Raw genomic sequence first — 21,708 nt, 5'->3', positions numbered from 1 at the left:
GACAGGTATCCGTCTTATCACCAATCGTTATTGTCACCACATCACCCGGTTTTACGTCGTTACCAACGCTACCTGTAATCGGTACTTTACCCTCACTCTCGTCTTGATTAATGATGCCATCATCTGCAATGCTATCTATCGTAATACTGGCTTCTATTACGACATTGTAATCTTCGGTATCGGATGCGGTAGCTTCTGTTGGAGCGCCATAATTTGTGGTAACAGAGGCTGTAACTTGATCTGCTTTTAAAATATCTTCCCCTGTGACATTCACTGTCCAGCTAAGATCTTCGTTCACAGTGGTTGTGTATTCATTACCATCAATGGTCACCGTAACACGATCGCCTGGTTGTACATCTTTACCGACAAATCCGGTGATAGGCAGTATCGCTTCATTGCCTTCAGATTGGGTTATGATATTGTCGCCAGTAATGGGATTGATAGTGATACTTGCCTGAATATCAATGAGATAATCATGGGTGCTACTGGCAGAGGCAGAATTTCCAGCATCATCTTGCGTTGTTACTGTGGCTGAGATGGTATCTTTACTTGCTTGAAGTAACGTTGTTCCATCGACCTCAAGAGTCCAAATTAATTGACCATTTTGTGCGACAACTTGAGTTTCTCCGACTTGTATACCATCAATAAAAACCGAAATAATATCGCCAACTTTGGCATCACCACTCACAGAGCCAACAATCAATTGCGGTGATTTCGATTCTAAAGCCGTTACAACATTATCTTGAGAAATACTATCAATTGTAATACCAACAATAAGTTGCGTTTGTGTAATAACACTTTGATCGTCTTCACCTACAAAATCTTCATCCTGAATAACAAGCTGACGTTGAAAATCAGTATCAAAGCCAGCTTCACTTAATATTTGATCGTTATCATATTCAATAATAATAGGTTCTGAAATTGAAGAGCTAATTGATACGGCTCCTGCTACCGTCGCTTCTTGTATTTTTGTTAGGTCATCAGCTGATTCTACAGCATCAAAAGCGAGATCCTTTTGCTGAACATCAGCAATGTCACGGGTGTCAAAGTTTCTTAAAATATAGTCATCACGGGTTTTATCTGAAAATCCAACACTAGCACCGAGAGCAAGATAAAGAATTTGACTAGCTTGTACTTCCATCCCTGTTTCTAATAATTCCAAACCACCCTGCACGTTTTGTAGGAAAACATCACCAATAACATTATTAATAGCTAACGTATGCTCTGCCTTGATAATTTTCATATTTTTATGCCCACAATCGATAATGACTAACAAAGATTGTAGCTATAAGAGGTAATCTAAATTTATTATGTTTGAGCATTAGTCTAAAACTGTATTATTTTAAGCTGGTTCCGTCATCAGACATTCAAATAATAACTCTGATATTTTCATCTAAAATTAAGAATGAATATCGACTAAGCTTCTGTTTATAGATAATATTTCTTTTGGGTTATATGATGGTATTGATTTAGAAATAACAGACAAAAAATGCCATTAATTATTATGTATAGTATTATGAGTTACCAGAAAAACGCAGTAAACCACTCGATAACAAAGTTTGGGGCAGAAACGTGTTAGATGCATATTTCATTGTAGAAAATAAACGAATTAAATAAATAATGTCGTGGTTGTTCTTATTCGGTATTCAATATTTAAAATAACGATACGGGATACAACCATAAGGCTAAGTAGATTTAGCAGAGAATAACAACAGAAGTGAATACAGCAGAAAGGAAAAAAGGAGGTAAAACCGAGTTCACCTCCATAGTTATAACTTATTGTATCTTATGATTTTTAGCCAAGAAAGCATCGAGTCTATTAGCGAAATTTTGGCGGTCAGCTTGTGTTAATGCAGACGGTCCACCTGTCTGAATTCCACTACTGCGCATGGTTTCCATAATATAAAAACCTGTTTATACATACAGTTGTTATTGTTTTTGCTAACTTCTCGTAATCGATAAGGCATTGAATTTATTGATAACAAAGTTAGAGTATTAGCAGCGATCTAATTATGACTAATTACAAGGATAATGAATTATTATTCAATAATGCGATATTTTAAGCTAATGAAACTTATCTTTGTAATTAATATTGTGACAAATAAAATAGATTTAGTAAAAAAATATATATTTTAACAAAGAATATTATATTATTCAAAAAGATAGTCGTAATTGTACCTTCTAATATTGCAAGTACCATAAAAGGGTTTTATACATGACTGATATTGCTTTACCATTTAAAACTGAAGTTAATTCAGCACTAGATTCTTTAATACAGTACTTAGAATATCAAAAAGAACGTGTACTAAAGTCTAATGGATCATTAAGTAACATCTATGTTAAACAAGTGCATGATGCAATTTGCGAGTTAACTACATTCTTAAACACTGGTAATTTCGATGATTATGGTTCTCATGATAGCGTTATCGATCATGGATATCCTGGGTTATCTCAATCGCTTAGAGCTGCAACTGAATACAGATATACATACCCCAATGGTTTACTATCTCTAATTGAAAGTGCATTTTCACGTACATATTTAGAGTTTCCTAAATACCATACTGAGTATAATGATAAAGAACTAGTTCAACTAAACCATTCAGATGTTCTAAAAAATAAACATAGCTGTATACCAAAAACTATTCCATTTCTTAAATGCAATACTCTTCATATATATAATGATCTAAATAAGACAGAATCTGGTTATGATATATCAAATATATTCTTTAATAATTCAGTATGTCTACAGCCAAGCTGGAATGAAGAACAATGTAATAAAATAATAGCATCAAAAGTTAATCAATTAATAACTGAATCTATGATGTATAATTACAAAAATGTCCCTTTAGATAAAAGAGTAATTAACATTTCTGTTTATAGTATTAATAACCACTCAATTTCAATAATAAACAACTTAAAACTAGAACTTCCTGAATTTTTAAAAGTTATTAAAATAACAGAATCCCATCCAAGCTCTGAATGGCCAATCCATAATGTCATGTATACCATTATGGATAATAAAGAAAGTACTGAATTCTATTTAAGTGTTTTTCCAATACCTCTACGGAATATGAGAAATATATTATTATCATCATGTGAAGAAATATCTATAGAGTTAAATTCTATATATAATTTCATCAACAAAAAAAACGAACAAATTTATATAGAGTTGACTTATGCTATTAATAAGATAATTAACAATTTACGAAGCTTACATGATTGTAATGTCTGTATATCAGATCAAACATTCTCTAATTATAGACAAATAGATTTAATTAAATATATTGATGTTGATACATTTTCTATTAATAATATCCGTTCTCAATTTAAATACTATCCAGTATGTAAAGTTATGCTTCGTATGCTATTGATCATAAAATCATACAATTTTTATATAGAAAGCCAATTAAAACAAAAAAAAATTCAAACTTCAAACTATTCGGAAGATATAGAAACCCCTAATCATATTTTTAATCTATGTGATATAGAAAAATCTAATAATATAGAGCCATTAAACTCTAATGTCGTTAATATTTACGGAGTTTTAGAGAATATGGAATCCTTATTACTTGACGCTATTAGTAGCTTTAAGGGAGATAGAACAAATTGGATTACTTCAGAATCTACTGATAACGATAATAAGTGTCTACCTGAACCATCTTTGACAAAAAAGTTAAAAACATACATTGATCGTGAAGCATACCAATGCTCAGCCGAAACTCCAATTTCCATGGGTCGATGTGATTTAGAAGTATTTGGTTTATTCGTGAATGGTCCAGAAAAAGCATTCATTGAATGTAAATTAATTAAAAATGATGACATTCATAAAATAAGAGATAAGTATGATAGTGCTATTACTCAAATAAAACATTATACAGAAAATAGCAAGCACTCAGGATATTTGATTTTTTTTATCTTTGGTAGAGATGTTAACGAAATAAAGGAAATTTTGTTAGAAAATCAGACTCTACTACTTACTATAGATAACCCTAAATATTCCACAGGATTCACACTTATTTACGATGAGAAATATAAGATTATGTTTGTTTCTTTACCTTCAGAATCACCAACTGAAACACATAAAAATAGGAAAATGAATAAAACAAAGTTATCAACTATTATTTCTAAGTCTTACACCTCTGCAATATTATAAAGACAATAACGTTACGCATCACGTTCTGCCCTCCACCACCAAAAATGGTCTAAATCACCAACCTCGGTGGTGGTGGCTAAGAAGCCCCGAAAATTTTTATTTCCCGAGAGTCTGACTCGTTTGACTCTTTAGGGCTATCAGAAGAACCTAGTAAAGATAACTATAAGTATATGCTTCTCAATGTATAATTAGTCGTATTACAACAAAAGATACCAATAAAGGATTAAATATACTATGTATTCCGCTTTAGATTACATGAACCAATCATTCATCTACTCCCTATACGAAAATAAAGTGCCAGAAGAATATAAATGTTCTCATTGTGGTTCAGGACACTTACATTTTGAAAAGAATTCATTCTGTAAAGCAGAATTAAAAGATTCTGTCGACAATTACGATCATCCAGAGTGGGAACCTGAATGGGTTGAATTCGTTTTTTCTGGTATTCTTACTTGTAAAAACTGCGATGAAAAATACACAGTTTCTGGTATCGGTGCTTTAGAACAAGATTATGATCATGAAACAGCTTTGAGTCCTAATTATACGCCGTTCTATACTCCTAAATATTTTAACCCGACTCTAGATATATTTAATATTCCAGAAAACACACCAAACCAATTAAAAAAAATTATTAAATCGGCATTTTCACTTGCATGGGCTGACTTTCCTGCTGCAGGAAACAGGTTACGTGCTGCATTAGAAATCATTGTTAATGAACTAGTTCAAGAAACAGCGACTAAACGGACATTAGGAAATAAGATTAATGATATACCTGATGATAATTCTGATATAAGAGATCTAATGAAAGCCATTAAATGGCTAGGAAATGATGCTACCCATGAAGCAAAACTTCTAGAATGTGATTTAGCTTTTGCCTTCAATGCAACTGAATTAATCTTAAAAAACCAATATCCAGATACAGATAAAAAAACAACTATTTTGGCTCATGCAAAAGAGATTAATAAAGCTAAAGGCTCTTTTATCACAAAATAATTAAGTAATAAAATACAACACCACCGCCTTCCCTCATGAAGGCGGTCCTCACCAAATACCCCCTCTCCCAAACCGTCTTCAACAAGGTACTGGCCCACGAACAGGACAACTCACAACGCTCGGCAATCTGCTCTGCTGTTACCTTTTCACCAGGCATAATCGACTGCAGAACTTTCAACTGGGTTTTACTTAATTTGATTAGACCAACTTGATGAGGAACAACACGTGCTGCCCCCATCAAATTAGCGTTGATTTGTTCGTTTTTCGTACAAATCTGCATTCTTATTATCATCCGCTGAGGTTTATAATGAAAAGTGGCTTCAAGCCAGTCTGGATAAGGGTTTATCGATGATTGGATTTTGAATCGAGACAGGTGCTAGACAGGTACACCATCCTTTTTTAAGCCATTTATGGTACGTTTCTAACGCTTCTTTCTTCTGTAATTCCATATGTGTATGGATATAGGCTTGATCTAGCTTATCCCTAGCATGATTTAACAGTGATTCACACACAATGTAATCAACACCCAATTCCGCCCATATTGATCGTGCTCGCTTTCTAAGATCATGTGCACTCCATGCCTTCTTAGATACTCCCCGCACCCATTCACTGGCTTTAGCACTGTGGATTGGCTGATTATTCCAACGAGATAACGGGAACAAGTGATCACTGTTATCGCCTAGCTCACGTTGCCATGCTTGATATGAACGTAATAGTTCAATCATCTCAGCGGTAAGTGGATAACTCATTGAAATATAGGACAGCCATATATTTACTTTGAAAATTCAACCAGCTGAAAGTAGATTCACCAACGCGAGAGCATTCACTATAGGACATGACGATAATCAGTCTTAGATAATAGCGTAATAATGGCCAGTTTTATGAAGGGAAAGTTATGGATGTCCTGTCTTTTTAGTCTTCTTCAATTTGCTCATAGATTTTCTTCACCTCTGGATGGTTTTGCAGGGCTTTGAGGGTTCGATGTCGATAAAACCAGTTAATAAACGCGGTAAATACGGTGGCAAAAATAGAGATGAGCACCCCTATTTCGTTCAGGGAAAGACCAGAGGCTACACCGGTTAAACCTGCCCAAAGGTAGGCAAACCAGCTAATAACTTTCTCTCTCATAGGCGAATTTCAGACATAAAAAAACCGCCTCAAAGGACGGTTATGGATTTAATGGAATCCTAAAACGACAAAACCCCACCGAGTAGGTGAGGTTCTGCAATGTGGGGATTTTGCCTATATAATTATTTTATGTCAATCACTTAATTTAACATGTTAAAATAAATTCATCTTTGATAATTGCTATGAGAATAATAAATTATATTGAAACTTTATCTACTCGAGATGAATACATTACAGCCTAAAAATCCAATTTATATTTAACAGTTTTTATATATAATAGAATTATTTTTTATTAGTGTCTGACACTTCAATCCAACCTCTAAATTATCATCAATAATTTCCAATGTCTCATTTTGAACATCATTCAAACGAATTGAATCTATATATTGAGATGAGAATGTATTATTACTTGAAATATAAATCTTATCAGACACTGATATTAAAGTATCTTTTTTAGCTGTCAAAATAAAAGCTCCATTTTGACCAAAAGATTCAGTAACCTTTCCCAACTTAATAATTAAACCCTTATCAACCATTAAATCAATAAGATTTTTAGAAACAAATTGTCGAATCACTTCTAAGAAAGAAATAATAAATTGACAGTAAGACTTCATTATTTCAATATCAATTAAATCATCAATTTCACCATGTGAACCATCATTTCTTAACTCTACAAAAGTTTTAATTTCATTTTCAATCATTTCCTTAGTTACAGAGTCTGATTCAAAAAAAACAGCCATCAATGGATGCTTTGATGACCATGAATCAAAGTTATCCAACCCAAGTTTAGAAAATAAATTATTAATAATATTAAATCGTAAATTCTGTTCATGTCGAACTAATGCATCAGTAACAAACTGATAGGGCTGGCCACCATTTAAAGCTGTATGATAACGATTTACGATATCTTCATGGTTTAAATGTTTATATCGGCCTTGATCTATCCTACTCAATATATGAGAAATCCCAAGCCTATATTCAGTACGAAACCCATCAGATAAATCTGAGAATACAACTAAATCCGCAATAGAATCCAAATAATCAGACAATATTGTTTCAATATAACTTTCGTAAACAGCATAAAGTCTTGTAACTGAAGATGCTATTGAGAATATCTTAATATCTCTTCTTTGGCTAACTGATGTAGCAACAGAACTTATTCTTTGATGTTCATCGAGTAAATGTTTAATAACCTCTATATTTTGAGAGGTTTTATCATAAAGAGGCTGAAACATCTTAATTTACCAATGCTGAGGCAAATATTTGCCTAAAGAAATCAATACGGTTTTCTAAATCAGCTTTAGTACTTGCTCGTCCAGTAACACTAGATATACCCTGAGATTCAAATAAATCAATCGTTTGTCTTATAATAAAGTCTTTCTTCTCAATTAAACGATCAAATTCATCTGTAAACTCAGATAAAGAAACCATTACAGCGTCATAAACACCTTTTCTCGATTTCCCTGAAAAAGCACCTTTCTCATATACCCTAAAGGTATCACCCCCAAAAATTGCAATTGACGTTTCAAGAGTATTAGTAAATAGGTTTTCTAACACCTCACAATCTTTAGCATTAAATTTTTTACTTCGAATCATGTAAAGATCAAGGAAACCCTGTATACCATAACGGTACTGTTCCATATGTCTTAAAGCAAAAAACCTTAATACAACTTCAATATCTTCCATTTTCTTAAAGAAAGCCGTTTCATAAATTGGTAATTTATGGTTTGTATCTTCCTCTACTTCATATTTAGGTAGTTCCCAAATATAACGAAAATTATCCAATCGAGCTAATTTAAAAAGAAGATTATTAAATAAACCAGAACCAAGAGAGTTTCTAATTTCTTGTCTTTCTAATTTGATCCCCCCTGTATTCAACCGTTCAAAAACTAACTGCCTTAAGAATATAGCATCCTCTTCTTCTTGAGCTGACTCAGTTAATAGTACAATAGAGGAAATAGCTCTTCTATCCAATCCGGCTCTAATTTTATTAGGTAATTCTGAATATGTAAGACCATTTAATTCTGGCCACAAATCTAATCCTTTTAACGCAAATTTATTTTTATAAAAATCATCAATTGCTGTTATACGTTGCTGCCCATCCATTACTTCATAAGAATTAAAAGATTGTTCATATAAAAATATAGGCGGTACAGGTATATTAATAATAAATGATTCAATTAACTTTGACTGACGTTCAATATCCCAACGAGAACGTCTTTGGTAAAATGGACGAACTTCCATATATTCATTACGTTTGAGAGCATCAACGAAATTAGGCAATTTTTCTCTATTCGTTTCAGTTACAATACGATGCTCACCTTTCTCGTATTTTTCATTTATTTGAGTAGCAGTTAATCTGCTATTACGAACTTTGGGCTTAATTTGCCACATACTCTTTTCTGATTCTGCTCGCATAAAATACATCCTCTATATTCTTTATAATTTATGATATCATTTGCTTATTCAAGCAAGCAATAAGAAAGTTATTGAAATTAAACACAATTCACGAATAAACGTTGAACGCTATTAATCATGGGAAAGTTAACAAACAAATAGAACCACCTCGTTAAACCCTAGTATTTTATTTGTTTCCAATCAGTTAAAATACCAGCTTAGGTTTAATTAAATTATAATAAATAATGATCTTTATATTCCAACAATTCATAAAACAGCAAGAAAACGACCTTCCCTTTCAACCTGCTCTTCCATCACCATAACAGCCACAGCCCTATTCTCAACTAGCCAAACCACCAACTGATCCAACACCATGTTATAACGCTTAAAGCGGCTATAAGTCACAGGTAAAACCTGCGCAAAATACGCAAAGCGAGTTTCTTGTGTCCATACAATACGACCAGATTTACAGCACTGACATTTACAACGATTACGATTCTTATCTACTACAATGGCACTACCATTACACTCGGGACACACTTGGCCATTCTGTTGAGTCGCTTCAGCAATCGCGGTCGCACATAATGCTGTTAACGCCTTTTCAGGGTAAACACCGCGCCAATCTTCCATTAATCGTAATGTTTCGCCCCTAGTCGCTATTTGTAGCTGTTTGAGTGCATGAACATCTCTTAGCCCTTCAACAAACAGTACCAACCACCCTACTGGCGATTCATGCCAACATAACCCGACTACCGCCAATTGTTCTTCAGCAGACAATAACGCTTTACCACCGCCAGACTGAGGATCGTAGTTGATTCCTTTGATCGCAAATTTACTCAACAGGGTTTCGATTCTCATGCTGGTTGTGTTCCTTTGTTAATTCTAAAACTTGCCCAATTAAACGTTACCCACTTACCGTCTTCCATAATGCGGTCGACAGCTGCGCGGCCTAAGGTTGTTATAAGTTCATCACTCTGAAGGTTGGTAATCACCCCTGTTGGTTTTTCTAGGGTATAACGTTCATCAATGATGCGGTTTATCATTACTCGTTCATTATTGCTGTTGTGCTGAACGCCCAATTCATCTATCACCAGCAAATCAACATTACTCAGAAAACGAATCAGTGCTGTTTCACTGGTTGCTGAGTCCTGACGGTAAGTATCACGAAATTTAAGCATCAATTCGGCAACGGTGATCACTACCACTGATCGGCGTTGCTGAAGTGCTTGATTGGCAATCGCACACGCTAAGTGGTTTTTTCCTGTGCCTGATGTACCCGCAAAGATGAAACCACCACATGCACGATCATTCAGTAAATTATCTACAAATGTTTTTGATTCATCGAACGCATGTTGCTGACCTGCATTCTGAATCACGAAGTTATCAAAGCTGCAGTGTTGGTGACGCTTCTTGATACCTGAACGTCCTAATGCTTTTGACACTCGTGTTTGTTGGTTTTGCTCATAAAGATTCTTAGCGACCACATCGGCTTCACGCTGACGAATGGCTTGCATTTGCTCGTAAGTGTATGGCTTCACATGGGCTGGCATGGTTTGCGCCAAACGTTGCGTGATGTTCATCGATAATCCTCCGGTGGACCATATTTGCCATCGCTGGCACCCATTCGCTGTGTGGCTGAGATTTGTTTGTTAGTACGCTCTGCTGCCCACTTGTTGGCATTGCGCATGCCGTTACGCCAAGCGGCTACCCAATCTAAATATTTACAATCACGGGCTTTCATCGCATCCGCCCACTGACAGGTTGCTGCTTGTGCATCGAGTGTAAAACCTTGTGCTGAGTACCACTGCTGCATCGACTCGGTGATGGTGAAATCATCTGCCAGTTCGGTTTTCAATTTACGCTGAACACGAACAGGCTTGGTATTACGTTCCTGTGGTGCTGGTTGTGGTTGCTCAGTGATTTGAGAATCTTGATAAGCATCCTCGCAAGGGACTACAGGGTTATTGATCTGTTTTATCGGATCTGTATTGGATCTGTTAATGGATTCGGTAATATTCCCGTTTCCATTCGGTAAATTTACCGAATCGGAATGTTGACTAAAAAAGATGATTTCCATTAGCTTTGATTCGTTGAATTTGTAGTGCACTGTCGGTACACCATTTGCCTTCTTACGGGCTGTTTCTAGGCAATCATTTAAGCGTGTTTTTAGCTTCTTCAATGCATAACGAACTTGGTCTACAGAGAAGCCTAATTCATCCGCCAATTGCTCATGACGCTTATAGAACCAACCATCTGTTCTGGTTGTACGACCTGACCAAAACACTAACTGAGACAGCACTGCAGCTTGGTTTAAATCACCGTTACAAAAACGAATGTAAACACGCGGAATACTGATATTAGCTTCATTACCTGATAACTCGCGTATTGCGTTAAATAACCCTGACATACAGCCCCCGTACCTGTATTGATGTAATGTTGATAGCTTGATAACACTTATTCATGGCTGCCAACCTTGTGGTTTTTAGCGGTCATTAATGTTTCTAAATAACCCAGTAAAGGTTTATGAGAGCCTTCACTTTCTTGTACTTCACGGTAAGCAGCACGAAGCTGTTCTACGGTGGCGTTATCAGGTAGCAACAATAACGATGACAATGCTTCGGATGACTCTTTGTTAAACATCGCCAGTAGCTGATCACGTTTAGGTGTTTCACTCCCCGTTCCTATTACTGCTACGGAAAACCCGAGTGGATTTAAAAACGCATTGAGCGCATCAGAAGCTCGTTGTTTAGGTAAGGCAACCAAAATAGCCGGTAATAAATCCATCATGGTAGCTTTGGCTTCAATACTGGTTCGTTCTAAATAACGGAAAAAGTTTTGTTGGTTGTTCTTATCATCAGCCCCTACCGGTTTAAGCAATTGCTTTCGTTGGGCATCAACTTCAAACGGTAAATCCATGTTGTGATATTGACGGGCAACTTTTTGAGCAATGAACTCTTTACTGACTTCAGTACGCCATCCCTCTACAGCGTTACGCATAACGCTTTTTAGGCTCTGAATTGACATGCGGGTTTTCCTTAACTGTATAAATAACCAGAAGAAACCGACATCACTCAAGAACTTGTCGAGCAATTTGCTCATGAAGCTATTCACTTTCTATAACATATCTCGGCTTATGACTACTAATGATAAAAAGCGTGAACAAGCACGTAAACGCGCCCAACGTTTGAGAGATAACCGCAAAACCAATGGCGTGACCAGTTTTCCTCTTCCATTAAATAATATGGAAGTCGAACGGCTAAATGAGATCTGTAAATTCTTCTCTTATCCCAATATAGCTTGTGATAGCGCCGAAGCATTACAACTAATGATCCATCGTATTCATGGTGAGATGGAACAAATCAAACAATCACTAGGTACTTGCCAACATTGTGGTGAGTCATTACCGGAAGGATGTGCAAAATTAAAGGCGGGAGGCTTATTTAAAGGTGATGCTCGTTGCTGGCACACCATGAATCGAGTTCGTCTTTCTTAACCATCAAATAAAAGGATTTAATCATGCAGAATCTAATTATTACCTCCTCTGAATTAGTAGAACTAACAGGTTATAGCCGCGCTGCAGATCAAGCTTCTTGTTTAAGAAGCCACGGCATCTTTTATGTTGAAGGGAAAGATGGTCGTATAAGAACAACTTGGTATCACATTAACCACCCTGCTTCACACCGCAATAATAATAATAACGATGGATTTAACCTAGAGGCGTTAACATGAAAGAATGCAGTAACAAAAGCAAACGTAAACTGCCACCTCGTGTTTATGCTCATGGTAAAAAATACCGTTGGCACCCTAAATCAGGAGGCTCAATTGCTATATGCCCTATTGAATCACCTTTGTCATTAGTATGGCTCGAATATGAAAAGCTGATTAATAAGCATAGAAGAAATACCGCTGAATTATTTCATGAATATTTTGATTCACCGCAATTTAAAGCACTTGCACCATCAACACAGCGTTCTAATTTGGCACGAGTTCCAATATTAATAAAAGTGTTTGGTAACATGAATCCTAACGCTTTATTACCTAAACATATTCGCGCATTTATGGATAAACGTGGTGAACATTCAACATCCGCTGCAAACAATGACTTTTCACTACTCTCTAAAGTTATGCAATGGTCATACGAACGTGGCAAGATAGATAAAAACCCATGTCGTGGGGTAAGAAAGTTTTCAGCCAAGCAACGTGATCGGTATATTACAGATGAAGAATATATCGCAGTTTACCAATGCGCTAATACCATCACTAAAGTTGCAATGGAGCTGGCTTATTTATGTGCAGCTCGTAAGGGCGACATATTAAAGCTTGAGTACTCGCATTTATTAGATGGCGGTATTTTCATTACTCAATCTAAAACAGGTAAGAAACAAATTAAGATGTGGTCACCACGCTTGCGTGAAGCAATCGCCCTATCTGAAACGTTAGCTGAAAAACAAACTAACTTTGTACTTCGTCGCCCTAATGGCCAAAAGGTTCACGATCGTTCACTACAAGATTATTGGCAGGCAGCAAAAAAGAAAGCGGCTTTAGAATATGGCATCAATACGGATTTCACGTTTCATGATTTAAAAGCTAAAGGTATTTCAGATTACGAAGGAACCATGGCAGACAAACAACGTTTCTCTGGCCATAAAGAATTCGCTCAAGTTAATACCTATGATCGTAAAGTGGACATGGTACCGCCACTCAATCTAAAAAGTATTAATCAGCCTAAGAGTGATCAATAGCAAAAAGCCCTCCAACTTGAAGTGAGGGCTTTTTGCGTTATAGTCAATAATTCAACTAAATTCATTAACCTAGATTCAATATACCAATAAAATAAACTCACTTTACATATGATATGATATGCATTTAATATTTTAAGAAAAATAAAAATATAAAGAGGTTTAAATTGTCCAATTTCGAATATAACGTCAATTTAGGAAAGCTTGGTGAAGAAGAGTTATCTCGATGGTGTACATCGGCAGGACTTATAGCAAATCGTTCTCTAGAAGAGGACACTATGGGATGGGATCATTTAGTAGAATTTCCTTACATAAAATCAGACACACCTCAAGATAAACAAGAAAAACCTATTGAATGTAAAATACAACTAAAATCTACTCAACGTACTGATAAAAGTGTTAATATAAAACTATCAGCCTTGAAGAGATTAGTAGATTATACCTCTCCCGCTTTTATCCTTTTTTACGAATATGACAACTCTATATCTCCCGTACTTGAACACTCATATCTAGTTCACGTAGACGAGAAACTAATAACAAGAATATTAAAGAAAATCCGTCAAAACTATTTATTAAAAACGCCAAAAAAACTCAACAAAATTGAATTAAAAGTAAGCTACGGAAAGAATAATAAACTACGAGAGAATACTGGTGAAGTACTAAGAGATGAAATAGTTAATTTTACTCCTGATGGCATTGCTAAATACCAGCAAGATAAAGATAAATTAACTAAAACTGTAGGCTACGAAAATGGTGGTTACCAACTCCACTTCAAAACAAGTGGTAAAGAATTAGAAGACTACTTTATGAATAAAGCATTAGGCTTAGCTACTTCTTTGGATATTAAGGATGCACTCATAAAAGACACGCGATTTAAGCTAAACGGGATAAACATTAAAGAATCCGATGAAGCTGAAATTGAAGTATCTCCAAAAATACATAGTAAATGCAAGCTACGCTTTAAAACCAGTATTTATTCATCATCCATATCATTTGACGCTGAACTACTACAGGTTCCAAGTGTACTAACTGAATATAATAGATTGTTAATTAAATCAAATTTATTTTCAATTGAACTTGGAATAATGACTAAAGACTCATTTGAAAACATTAAGCTTCATGAAACGCTCGACAAAAAAGTGTCGATAGAAGAATGCATCCGTTTTTTCAAAGTGTTTAGTCCTAGTAACTCAGGTAAACCTCTTTTTCTAGATCTCGACTTCGGGATAGAAAATGGATCAATGTCTTATCAATGCGATATAAAACATAATCATGATGATTTCTCTGATTTAGTCAATAACCTTCAGTTTTTAAAAAATAAGTTTGATATAGATAGTTCTTTAGAAGTTCATATGGAACAACTAATTCAAGAAGAAAATAGAATCCAAGCCTTATGTAAACTTCTCCAAAACGATGTCGATAGCCTTCAATTAAGGGCTACAGACGCGTTAGAAAAGAAACTTGAAGAAATAAAGCAACCAGTTAGTTTCATCGTAGTATTAGGTAACTCTACATTTGGTGCTATTACTCTAGTATTTGCTCGCAAAACAGAAGATTTCATATACCAAGCTTATAAAGTTGAAATTCTAGATACGTTGTCCTTTAACGATCATATTCCTACCAACGAACAAATCAAAAAACTTGAAAATCAATCGCTAAAAATATATGTAGACGAGCATAATTAACTGAAAAATTGTATGAGTTAGCTAAATTGCTAGCTCATAAACAATATATGGCTATCTATTATTTACCAAAACCCATAGATATTTTATAAAAATATTACATATAAATAAATTTAACCTTTATTTCAATAATTAATTCTGACAATTACAGTCAGAATAAATCGCTAAACCCCACCCAATTAAATTCACTTATTTTAGATAATTATGCACCTGTGTATTATAAAAAAATGCAAAATAATCATTTATATTAGCAAAACGTTAGCAATTGGGATTTAGCAGGAAAATAAGAAGAAATGTGAATAACGCAGAAGGGAGAAAAGGAGGTAAAACTGAATTTACCTCCATAGCTATAACTTATTGTATCTTATGGTTTTTAGCTAAGAAAGCATCGAGTTTATTAGCGAAATTTTGGCGGTCAGCTTGCGTTAATGCAGACGGTCCACCTGTCTGAATTCCACTACTCCGCATGGTTTCCATAAAGTCGCGCATTTGCAGGCGTTGTTTAATGGTGTCTTTGGTGTACATTTCACCGCGCGGGTTTAATGCGTGTGCACCTTTGGTGATCAATTCATCAGCCAATGGAATATCGGCGGTGATCACCAAATCCCCTATTTCGGCTTGCTGCACAATATAGTTATCTGCAACATCAAAGCCCTGCTCTACTTGAATCGAGCGTAAAAAAGGAGATGGGGGAGTACGAATATATTGATTCGCCACCAGCGTTACGTGAACTTTAGCGCGATCAGCTGCGCGAAAAAGGATCTCTTTTACCACGTTTGGACATGCATCAGCATCAACCCAGATTTTCATCACTTTTCCTTAAATGCCTATATAACGCGAATTAACACGTTAAATTTAAATGCAAAAAAGCCGCCCTATATCAAGGCGGCTTTCTATTAAATCGTTAACTCAGTCAGGTTCATTAAGCTGAAACTTAACCTACAAGACCTTTCTTAGCGATGTACTCATCGTACGTGCCGTGGAAGTCTTCTACGCCATCTTTAGTGATCTCGATGATACGTGTTGCAACAGATGTTACAAACTGACGGTCATGAGATACGAACATTAGTGTACCTTTGAAGTTCTCTAACGCTAGGTTAAGTGCTTCAATAGATTCCATGTCCATGTGGTTTGTTGGTTCATCCATTAGTAGGATGTTAGGACGTTGCATGATTAGCTTACCAAACAGCATACGACCTTGCTCACCACCAGAAATCACTTTAACAGACTTCTTAATGTCGTTTTGTGAGAATAGCATACGACCAAGGATACCACGAACAACTTGCTCGTCGTCGCCTTCTTTCTTCCACTGACTCATCCACTCTAGTAGTGTGATGTCTTCAGCGAAATCAGCGCTGTGATCCTGTGCGTAGAAACCGATATTGTTGTTTTCAGACCACTTAATCATACCTTCCATTGGCTCCATTTGGCCTGCAAGGGTATTAAGGAAGGTTGATTTACCGATACCGTTTTCACCGATGATCGCAATACGCTCACCCACTTCTACCAACAGGTTAACGCCATTGATAAGAATGTTGTCGCCGTAACCTTGTTTTAGACCTTCAACTTCAAGTGCGTTACGGAACAGTTCTTTTTCCTGATCGAAACGAATGAACGGAGATTGACGGCTAGATGCTTTCACTGCTGTTAGCTGGATCTTGTCTAATTGCTTTTGACGAGATGTTGCTTGCTTAGCTTTAGATGCGTTAGCAGAGAAACGGCTTACGAACGTTTGTAGTTCAGCCATCTGTGCTTTCTTCTTCGCATTGTCTGCTTGAAGTTGATCACGAGCTTGCTCAGCAGCCATCATGTATTCGTCGTAGTTACCAGGGAATAGACGAAGCTCACCGTAATCTAAGTCAGCCATGTGAGTACATACGCTGTTTAGGAAGTGACGGTCGTGCGAGATGATGATCATTGTGCAGTTACGTGCAAGAAGGATCTGCTCAAGCCATGCGATGGTGTGAATGTCCAAGTTGTTCGTTGGTTCGTCAAGTAGCATGATGTCTGGGTTAGCAAACAATACCTGAGCCAATAGAACACGAACTTTAAGACCTGGAGCAACAGCGCTCATTAGACCAAAGTGTTGATCTTCAGAAATACCAAGACCTAAAAGAAGTTCGCCAGCACGTGCTTCTGCTGAGTAGCCGTCCATTTCTGCGAATTCAACTTCAAGATCAGCAACACGCATACCGTCGTCTTCAGACATATCAGGCATTGCATAAATGCGGTCACGCTCTTCTTTCACAGTCCATAGTTCTTTATGGCCCATGATTACAGTGTCAACAACGCTGTAGTTTTCGAATGCAAATTGGTCCTGACCTAACTTAGCCATACGCTCGTTAGGATCAAGTGAAACAGTGCCACCAGATTGCTCTAGTTCGCCACCCAAGATTTTCATGAATGTCGATTTACCACAACCATTTGCGCCGATCAGGCCGTAACGGTTGCCACCACCAAATTTAACTGAGATGTTTTCAAATAATGGCTTATCGCCAAATTGCATTGTGATATTAGCTGTTGAAATCAATGTACTGTTTCCAAAATTTGTGAATATATCAAGCATTAAAAAAGCCGCTCAAGATAGGCGACTTTTTCTCTAAATTGTTGTCTAGTATAGCAGCTTTCGTGACATACATCACCCTAAATTAGTGCTGCTATTTAGTAACCAATGATTAACGGCGCGATCGACCGCCGTTATTGCGGCCACCATTACGACCACTGTTTGAACGTTCTTTATGCGCTGATGCTGCTTTTGCTTGTGATAACAAAATAGACTCAACCGTGAGTTCCATTGGCGATTTTGGTGTAATACCGTGAGCAAACGTGCGCATACGTGGTGGCAATTCAAACTCTGCCGCCGATGCACGAGGCATGCGCTTGAAACGAGACAAATAGAAAGCTTCTACTTTTTCACGTGCCCACTCTGTTTTTTTGAGGTATTTAACACTACTCGCAATCGAAGGCTTGGTATTAAAACAATTCATACGCAATGCAGTATCAAGAATTTCCCAGCCATAATGATCAACTAGCTCCGTTATCATTTTCTCTAAGCTAAGACCATGTAATGGGTTGTTTTGCAGTAATTGCTGCTCTAGCGTCAATTCTTTTGGCGCTTTTGGGGTTTGTGGTTGTTGCTCTAACTCTGACATCATTATTCCTAGCAGGTATTGGCTGAGTGCTAGAGTTATTATACTGGTAATCACTGACGACGCATCAATAAAAAAGCCATGATTTTTCTTATTGCCGATTAATTGTCATTCAGATTGATGATTTAACTTGCTTACGATACCCTTACTGCATAAACAATACCAAACAGCCGTTATGTATATCACCGCATAGGAGTCGACAATGAGCATGGAAATTTGGTTTACCTTTTTATGTGCGAGCATATTACTATCGATCATCCCCGGCGCTGGGGCTATTTCAACCATGTCAAACACCATTAAGCATGGCTTTAAAACCACATTGGTCGGTAACCTTGGTCTACAAACGGGCAATCTGATTAATATCATCATTGTTGGTGCAGGGCTCGGCGCTTTGTTGGCAGAATCTGAAACGGCTTTTAGCGTTATCAAATGGGGCGGTGTGCTTTATTTAATTTACCTTGGTTATCAAAAATTCCAAGAGGCTGGCACTATTCATTTAGATCAAACCAATACTGTAACCACCTCTTATTCTCGACTGTTTACTAAAGCGGTTATTGTTAATATTACTAACCCTAAAAGCATTATGTTCTTGGTCGCCCTACTGCCACAGTTTTTAACCCCAACGGGTTCCCATTGGTATCAATTAACCTTGTTAGGTTCAACCATGATCGTGGTTGATTTAGTGGTAATGGTGGGTTATTCGCTATTAGCAACCCGGTTAATGCGAGTCGTAAAAGATGCTCGGCGTATGAAGTTACAAAATCAAATTTTTGGGTCGTTATTTATTGGGGCTGGCACGCTATTGAGTTTTAGTCGTCATCATTAATGACTGCAGATGCTTTGCTTTTCTAAATAGATATAAAAAAGCGAGCATCAAGCTCGCTTAATAATAGATCTCGGTTTTATGAGTTATAAAACGAGCAACTTATTCCCAATCAAGAATAACTTTACCCGACATGCCTGAGCGCATAACGTCAAAGCCTTGCTGGAAATCATCAATCTTATAATGATGAGTAATGATTGGCGTTAGATCTAGGCCGGATTGAATCAAGCTTGCCATTTTATACCATGTTTCAAACATTTCACGACCGTAGATACCTTTAATGATCAAGCCCTTAAAGATAACTTGTGTCCAATCAATACCCATATCTGAAGGTGGAATGCCTAATAGTGCAATCTTACCGCCATGGTTCATGCTTGATAACATGCTGTTAAATGCCATTGGGTTACCTGACATTTCTAGACCGACATCAAAGCCTTCTTTCATACCAAGTTCAGCCATAACATCGGTTAGGTTTTCATTGGCAACGTTAACTGCACGTGTTACGCCCATTTCACGGGCAAGATTCAAACGGTATTCATTGACATCAGTGATCACCACATGGCGCGCACCAACATGTTTAGCCACAGCTGCTGCCATGATACCAATTGGACCAGCACCAGTGATCAACACATCTTCACCAACAAGATCAAAAGATAAAGCAGTATGAACAGCGTTACCAAACGGGTCAAAAATCGACGCTAAATCATCTGAAATATCATCAGGGATTTTAAATGCGTTAAATGCAGGAATAACCAAAAACTCGGCAAATGCACCTTCACGGTTAACACCTACACCGATAGTATTACGGCATAAATGAGTACGGCCACCACGACAATTACGGCAATGACCACATGTGATATGACCTTCACCAGAAACACGATCACCTAAGTTAAAGCCACGTACTTCTTGTCCCATGCCAACAACTTCGCCGACATATTCGTGACCAACAACCATTGGCACAGGAATGGTTTTTTGTGACCATTCATCCCAATTGTAGATATGCACGTCAGTACCACAGATAGCTGTTTTCTTGATACGAATCAGTAGATCATTATGCCCCATTTGCGGCTTATCTACTTCCGTCATCCAGATACCTTCTTCAGGCTTTAACTTAGCAAGAGCTTTGATTTTCATAACACTTATTCCATAAAGCTAGAACAACCTCTAATGGCTGTTCTATACAATAGCCTTAACACACTGCTAAGGCCGTGCCGATGTTAACAACGAAAAACGAAAAACGAATTAGATAATAGCCATCTCTTTACCCACTTCAATAAACACATCAATCGCTTTATCAAGTTGCTCGCGAGTATGTGCTGCTGACATTTGAGTACGAATACGTGCTTTGCCGTTCGGTACTACAGGGAATGAGAAACCAACAACATAAATACCTTTAGCTAATGCGCGCTCAGCAAATTCTGCTGCTACTTTTGCATCACCTAACATGATTGGAATGATAGCGTGATCAGCACCTGCCATAGTAAAGCCAGCAGCTGTCATACGAGTGCGGAAATGTGCAGCATTAAGCCATAGGTTATCACGTAGATCACCACTTTCAGCCAGCAGGTCAATAACACGGTTTGATGCAGCAACAATCGCTGGTGCAACAGAGTTTGAGAATAAGTATGGACGTGAACGCTGACGTAACCAATCGATCACTTCTTTCTTACCAGACGTGTAACCGCCTGATGCACCACCCATTGCTTTACCTAGTGTACCTGTAATAATGTCAATACGATCCATCACATTGTGGTGCTCATGAGTACCACGACCATTTGCGCCCATAAAGCCAACAGCATGTGAGTCATCAACCATTACCAATGCATCATACTTATCGGCTAAATCACAAATAGCAGGCAAGTTTGCAACCACACCGTCCATTGAGAATACACCGTCAGTTACGATCAATGTATGACGTGCACCCGCTTCTTTAGCGGCGATAAGTTGTTGCTCTAGCTCTTCCATGTTGTTATTAGAGTAACGGAAGCGCATCGCTTTACATAAACGTACACCATCAATAATCGATGCGTGGTTAAGCGCGTCGGAAATGATCGCATCTTCCGCACCTAAAATCGTTTCAAATAAACCCGTGTTAGCATCAAAACATGAGGTGTAAAGAATGGTGTCTTCCATTCCTAGAAATGCCGATAGCTTTTGCTCTAGTTGTTTGTGTGCATCTTGGGTGCCACAAATAAAACGCACTGATGCCATACCAAAGCCATGCTGATCCATACCCGCTTTTGCTGCTGCAATCAGTTCAGGATGGTTAGCTAAACCCAAGTAGTTATTGGCACAGAAGTTCAATACTTCTTCACCAGACTGAATCGACACTGCTGCTTTTTGAGCAGATGTGATAATACGCTCAGATTTGTATAATCCCTCAACTTTAACATCTTCAATTTGCTGATTAATTTGCTTATAGAATGCAGAAGACATGTGTTCCTCACAGATTTATTGGATGGTAAATAAAGCTCAAGCGCTAATAAAATCTAAACGCTATTCTTCTAGACCAATAACATACTGCCACTACAGTATTAAATATCGATATCTAGCTTAATAGCATTCCTTTTACACCTTTTTTATTTGAAAATCGTCAACTATTTGGTGTTTTTTATCAACTCTTTGAACTAGCACTAGATTGGTT

Annotated in this window: 22 protein-coding genes and 1 pseudogene; 7 read left to right on the top strand and 16 right to left on the bottom strand. The window is 37.1% G+C overall.

Annotated features, from left to right (window positions below):
* The coding region (locus tag G6R09_RS09170) for an Ig-like domain-containing protein (protein WP_163921865.1) at window positions 1–1,243 on the bottom strand (1,243 nt) is incomplete at its 3' end.
* 533 nt (window positions 1,244–1,776) lie between these two features.
* A pseudogene (locus tag G6R09_RS09165) lies at window positions 1,777–1,899 on the bottom strand (DUF188 domain-containing protein); the annotation flags it as partial.
* 316 nt (window positions 1,900–2,215) lie between these two features.
* On the opposite strand from G6R09_RS09165, the gene G6R09_RS09160 reads away from it, so the two are divergent.
* Window positions 2,216–4,153, top strand: a complete 1,938-nt coding sequence (locus G6R09_RS09160) for a hypothetical protein (RefSeq protein ID WP_163921863.1) — start codon at window positions 2,216–2,218, stop codon at window positions 4,151–4,153.
* A 294-nt stretch (window positions 4,154–4,447) separates the two neighbouring features.
* On the top strand, window positions 4,448–5,146 hold the full coding sequence (locus G6R09_RS09155; protein ID WP_163921860.1) for a DUF4145 domain-containing protein: 699 nt from the start codon (window positions 4,448–4,450) through the stop codon (window positions 5,144–5,146).
* Here G6R09_RS09155 and G6R09_RS09150 read toward each other — a convergent pair.
* From G6R09_RS09150 to G6R09_RS09110, 9 genes are all read right to left on the bottom strand, one after another.
* Window positions 5,136–5,426 (bottom strand): MarR family winged helix-turn-helix transcriptional regulator, encoded by a 291-nt coding sequence (locus tag G6R09_RS09150; protein ID WP_163921857.1) that lies wholly within the window; start codon window positions 5,424–5,426, stop codon window positions 5,136–5,138. The two genes, G6R09_RS09155 and G6R09_RS09150, sit on opposite strands and share 11 nt — an antisense overlap.
* Window positions 5,427–5,466: 40 nt before the next feature.
* Entirely contained in the window at window positions 5,467–5,895 is a 429-nt protein-coding gene (locus G6R09_RS09145) for a tyrosine-type recombinase/integrase (protein WP_163921854.1), read from the bottom strand.
* Between the two features lie 163 nt (window positions 5,896–6,058).
* Window positions 6,059–6,274 (bottom strand): HP1 family phage holin, encoded by a 216-nt coding sequence (locus G6R09_RS09140; protein WP_163921851.1) that lies wholly within the window; start codon window positions 6,272–6,274, stop codon window positions 6,059–6,061.
* A 257-nt stretch (window positions 6,275–6,531) separates the two neighbouring features.
* The gene (locus G6R09_RS09135; protein WP_163921848.1) at window positions 6,532–7,509 is read right to left on the bottom strand and encodes an MAE_28990/MAE_18760 family HEPN-like nuclease; all 978 of its coding nucleotides are present in this window, start codon (window positions 7,507–7,509) and stop codon (window positions 6,532–6,534) included.
* Between the two features lies 1 nt (window position 7,510).
* Window positions 7,511–8,692: a DUF262 domain-containing protein gene (locus G6R09_RS09130; protein ID WP_205522990.1), complete on the bottom strand. Its 1,182-nt coding sequence runs from the start codon at window positions 8,690–8,692 to the stop codon at window positions 7,511–7,513.
* A gap of 246 nt (window positions 8,693–8,938) precedes the next feature.
* Window positions 8,939–9,529, bottom strand: coding sequence for a hypothetical protein (locus tag G6R09_RS09125; RefSeq protein WP_163921845.1), 591 nt, complete (start codon window positions 9,527–9,529; stop codon window positions 8,939–8,941).
* Entirely contained in the window at window positions 9,526–10,251 is a 726-nt protein-coding gene (locus G6R09_RS09120; RefSeq protein WP_163921842.1) for an ATP-binding protein, read from the bottom strand. Before G6R09_RS09120 ends, G6R09_RS09125 begins: the two co-directional genes overlap by 4 nt.
* Window positions 10,248–11,078, bottom strand: coding sequence for a hypothetical protein (locus tag G6R09_RS09115; RefSeq protein ID WP_163921840.1), 831 nt, complete (start codon window positions 11,076–11,078; stop codon window positions 10,248–10,250). The genes G6R09_RS09120 and G6R09_RS09115 overlap by 4 nt, the downstream gene beginning before the upstream one ends.
* A 47-nt stretch (window positions 11,079–11,125) precedes the next feature.
* Complete coding sequence (locus tag G6R09_RS09110) at window positions 11,126–11,695, bottom strand: toxin YdaT family protein (protein ID WP_060999128.1); 570 nt, start codon at window positions 11,693–11,695, stop codon at window positions 11,126–11,128.
* A gap of 109 nt (window positions 11,696–11,804) precedes the next feature.
* On the opposite strand from G6R09_RS09110, the gene G6R09_RS09105 reads away from it, so the two are divergent.
* The 4 genes from G6R09_RS09105 (at window position 11,805) to G6R09_RS09090 (ending at window position 15,095) form a co-directional block, all read left to right on the top strand.
* On the top strand, window positions 11,805–12,164 hold the full coding sequence (locus tag G6R09_RS09105; RefSeq protein ID WP_163921837.1) for a hypothetical protein: 360 nt from the start codon (window positions 11,805–11,807) through the stop codon (window positions 12,162–12,164).
* A 23-nt stretch (window positions 12,165–12,187) separates the two neighbouring features.
* Entirely contained in the window at window positions 12,188–12,400 is a 213-nt protein-coding gene (locus tag G6R09_RS09100) for a DUF4224 domain-containing protein (protein ID WP_163921834.1), read from the top strand.
* A complete protein-coding gene (locus G6R09_RS19920) occupies window positions 12,397–13,413 on the top strand; it encodes a tyrosine-type recombinase/integrase (protein ID WP_163921831.1) in 1,017 nt (338 codons plus the stop codon). Before G6R09_RS09100 ends, G6R09_RS19920 begins: the two co-directional genes overlap by 4 nt.
* A 164-nt stretch (window positions 13,414–13,577) precedes the next feature.
* Window positions 13,578–15,095, top strand: coding sequence for a hypothetical protein (locus G6R09_RS09090; RefSeq protein WP_163921828.1), 1,518 nt, complete (start codon window positions 13,578–13,580; stop codon window positions 15,093–15,095).
* Window positions 15,096–15,446: 351 nt separating this feature from the next.
* Here the strand turns inward: G6R09_RS09090 and G6R09_RS09085 are convergent, their stop codons facing one another.
* The 3 genes from G6R09_RS09085 to G6R09_RS09075 all read right to left on the bottom strand — a co-directional run bounded on the left by G6R09_RS09085 (window position 15,447) and on the right by G6R09_RS09075 (window position 18,244).
* Window positions 15,447–15,902 carry a YaiI/YqxD family protein gene (locus tag G6R09_RS09085; RefSeq protein WP_065166052.1) on the bottom strand — a complete coding sequence of 152 codons (456 nt, stop codon included), beginning with the start codon at window positions 15,900–15,902 and terminating at the stop codon, window positions 15,447–15,449.
* Window positions 15,903–16,026: 124 nt separating this feature from the next.
* Window positions 16,027–17,622, bottom strand: coding sequence for an ABC-F family ATPase (locus G6R09_RS09080; RefSeq protein WP_065176934.1), 1,596 nt, complete (start codon window positions 17,620–17,622; stop codon window positions 16,027–16,029).
* Window positions 17,623–17,767: 145 nt separating this feature from the next.
* The gene (locus tag G6R09_RS09075) at window positions 17,768–18,244 is read right to left on the bottom strand and encodes a VF530 family DNA-binding protein (protein WP_373423711.1); all 477 of its coding nucleotides are present in this window, start codon (window positions 18,242–18,244) and stop codon (window positions 17,768–17,770) included.
* A gap of 199 nt (window positions 18,245–18,443) precedes the next feature.
* Between G6R09_RS09075 and rhtB the strand changes: the two genes are divergently transcribed.
* On the top strand, window positions 18,444–19,067 hold the full coding sequence (gene rhtB / locus G6R09_RS09070; protein WP_163921826.1) for a homoserine/homoserine lactone efflux protein: 624 nt from the start codon (window positions 18,444–18,446) through the stop codon (window positions 19,065–19,067).
* A 99-nt stretch (window positions 19,068–19,166) separates the two neighbouring features.
* On the opposite strand, the gene tdh is transcribed toward rhtB, so the two are convergent.
* Window positions 19,167–20,198: an L-threonine 3-dehydrogenase gene (gene tdh / locus G6R09_RS09065; protein WP_036794972.1), complete on the bottom strand. Its 1,032-nt coding sequence runs from the start codon at window positions 20,196–20,198 to the stop codon at window positions 19,167–19,169.
* A gap of 108 nt (window positions 20,199–20,306) precedes the next feature.
* Window positions 20,307–21,500, bottom strand: a complete 1,194-nt coding sequence (locus tag G6R09_RS09060) for a glycine C-acetyltransferase (RefSeq protein WP_163921823.1) — start codon at window positions 21,498–21,500, stop codon at window positions 20,307–20,309.
* Window positions 21,501–21,708 lie beyond the last annotated feature (208 nt).

Origin of the sequence: Photobacterium sp. Alg240-V54, from assembly GCF_900537155.1 — a bacterium.
Taxonomy (GTDB): Bacteria; Pseudomonadota; Gammaproteobacteria; order Enterobacterales; family Vibrionaceae; genus Photobacterium.
The sequence above is the reverse complement of the archived record's forward strand: the minus strand, read 5'-3'. Positions and strand labels throughout refer to the sequence as shown.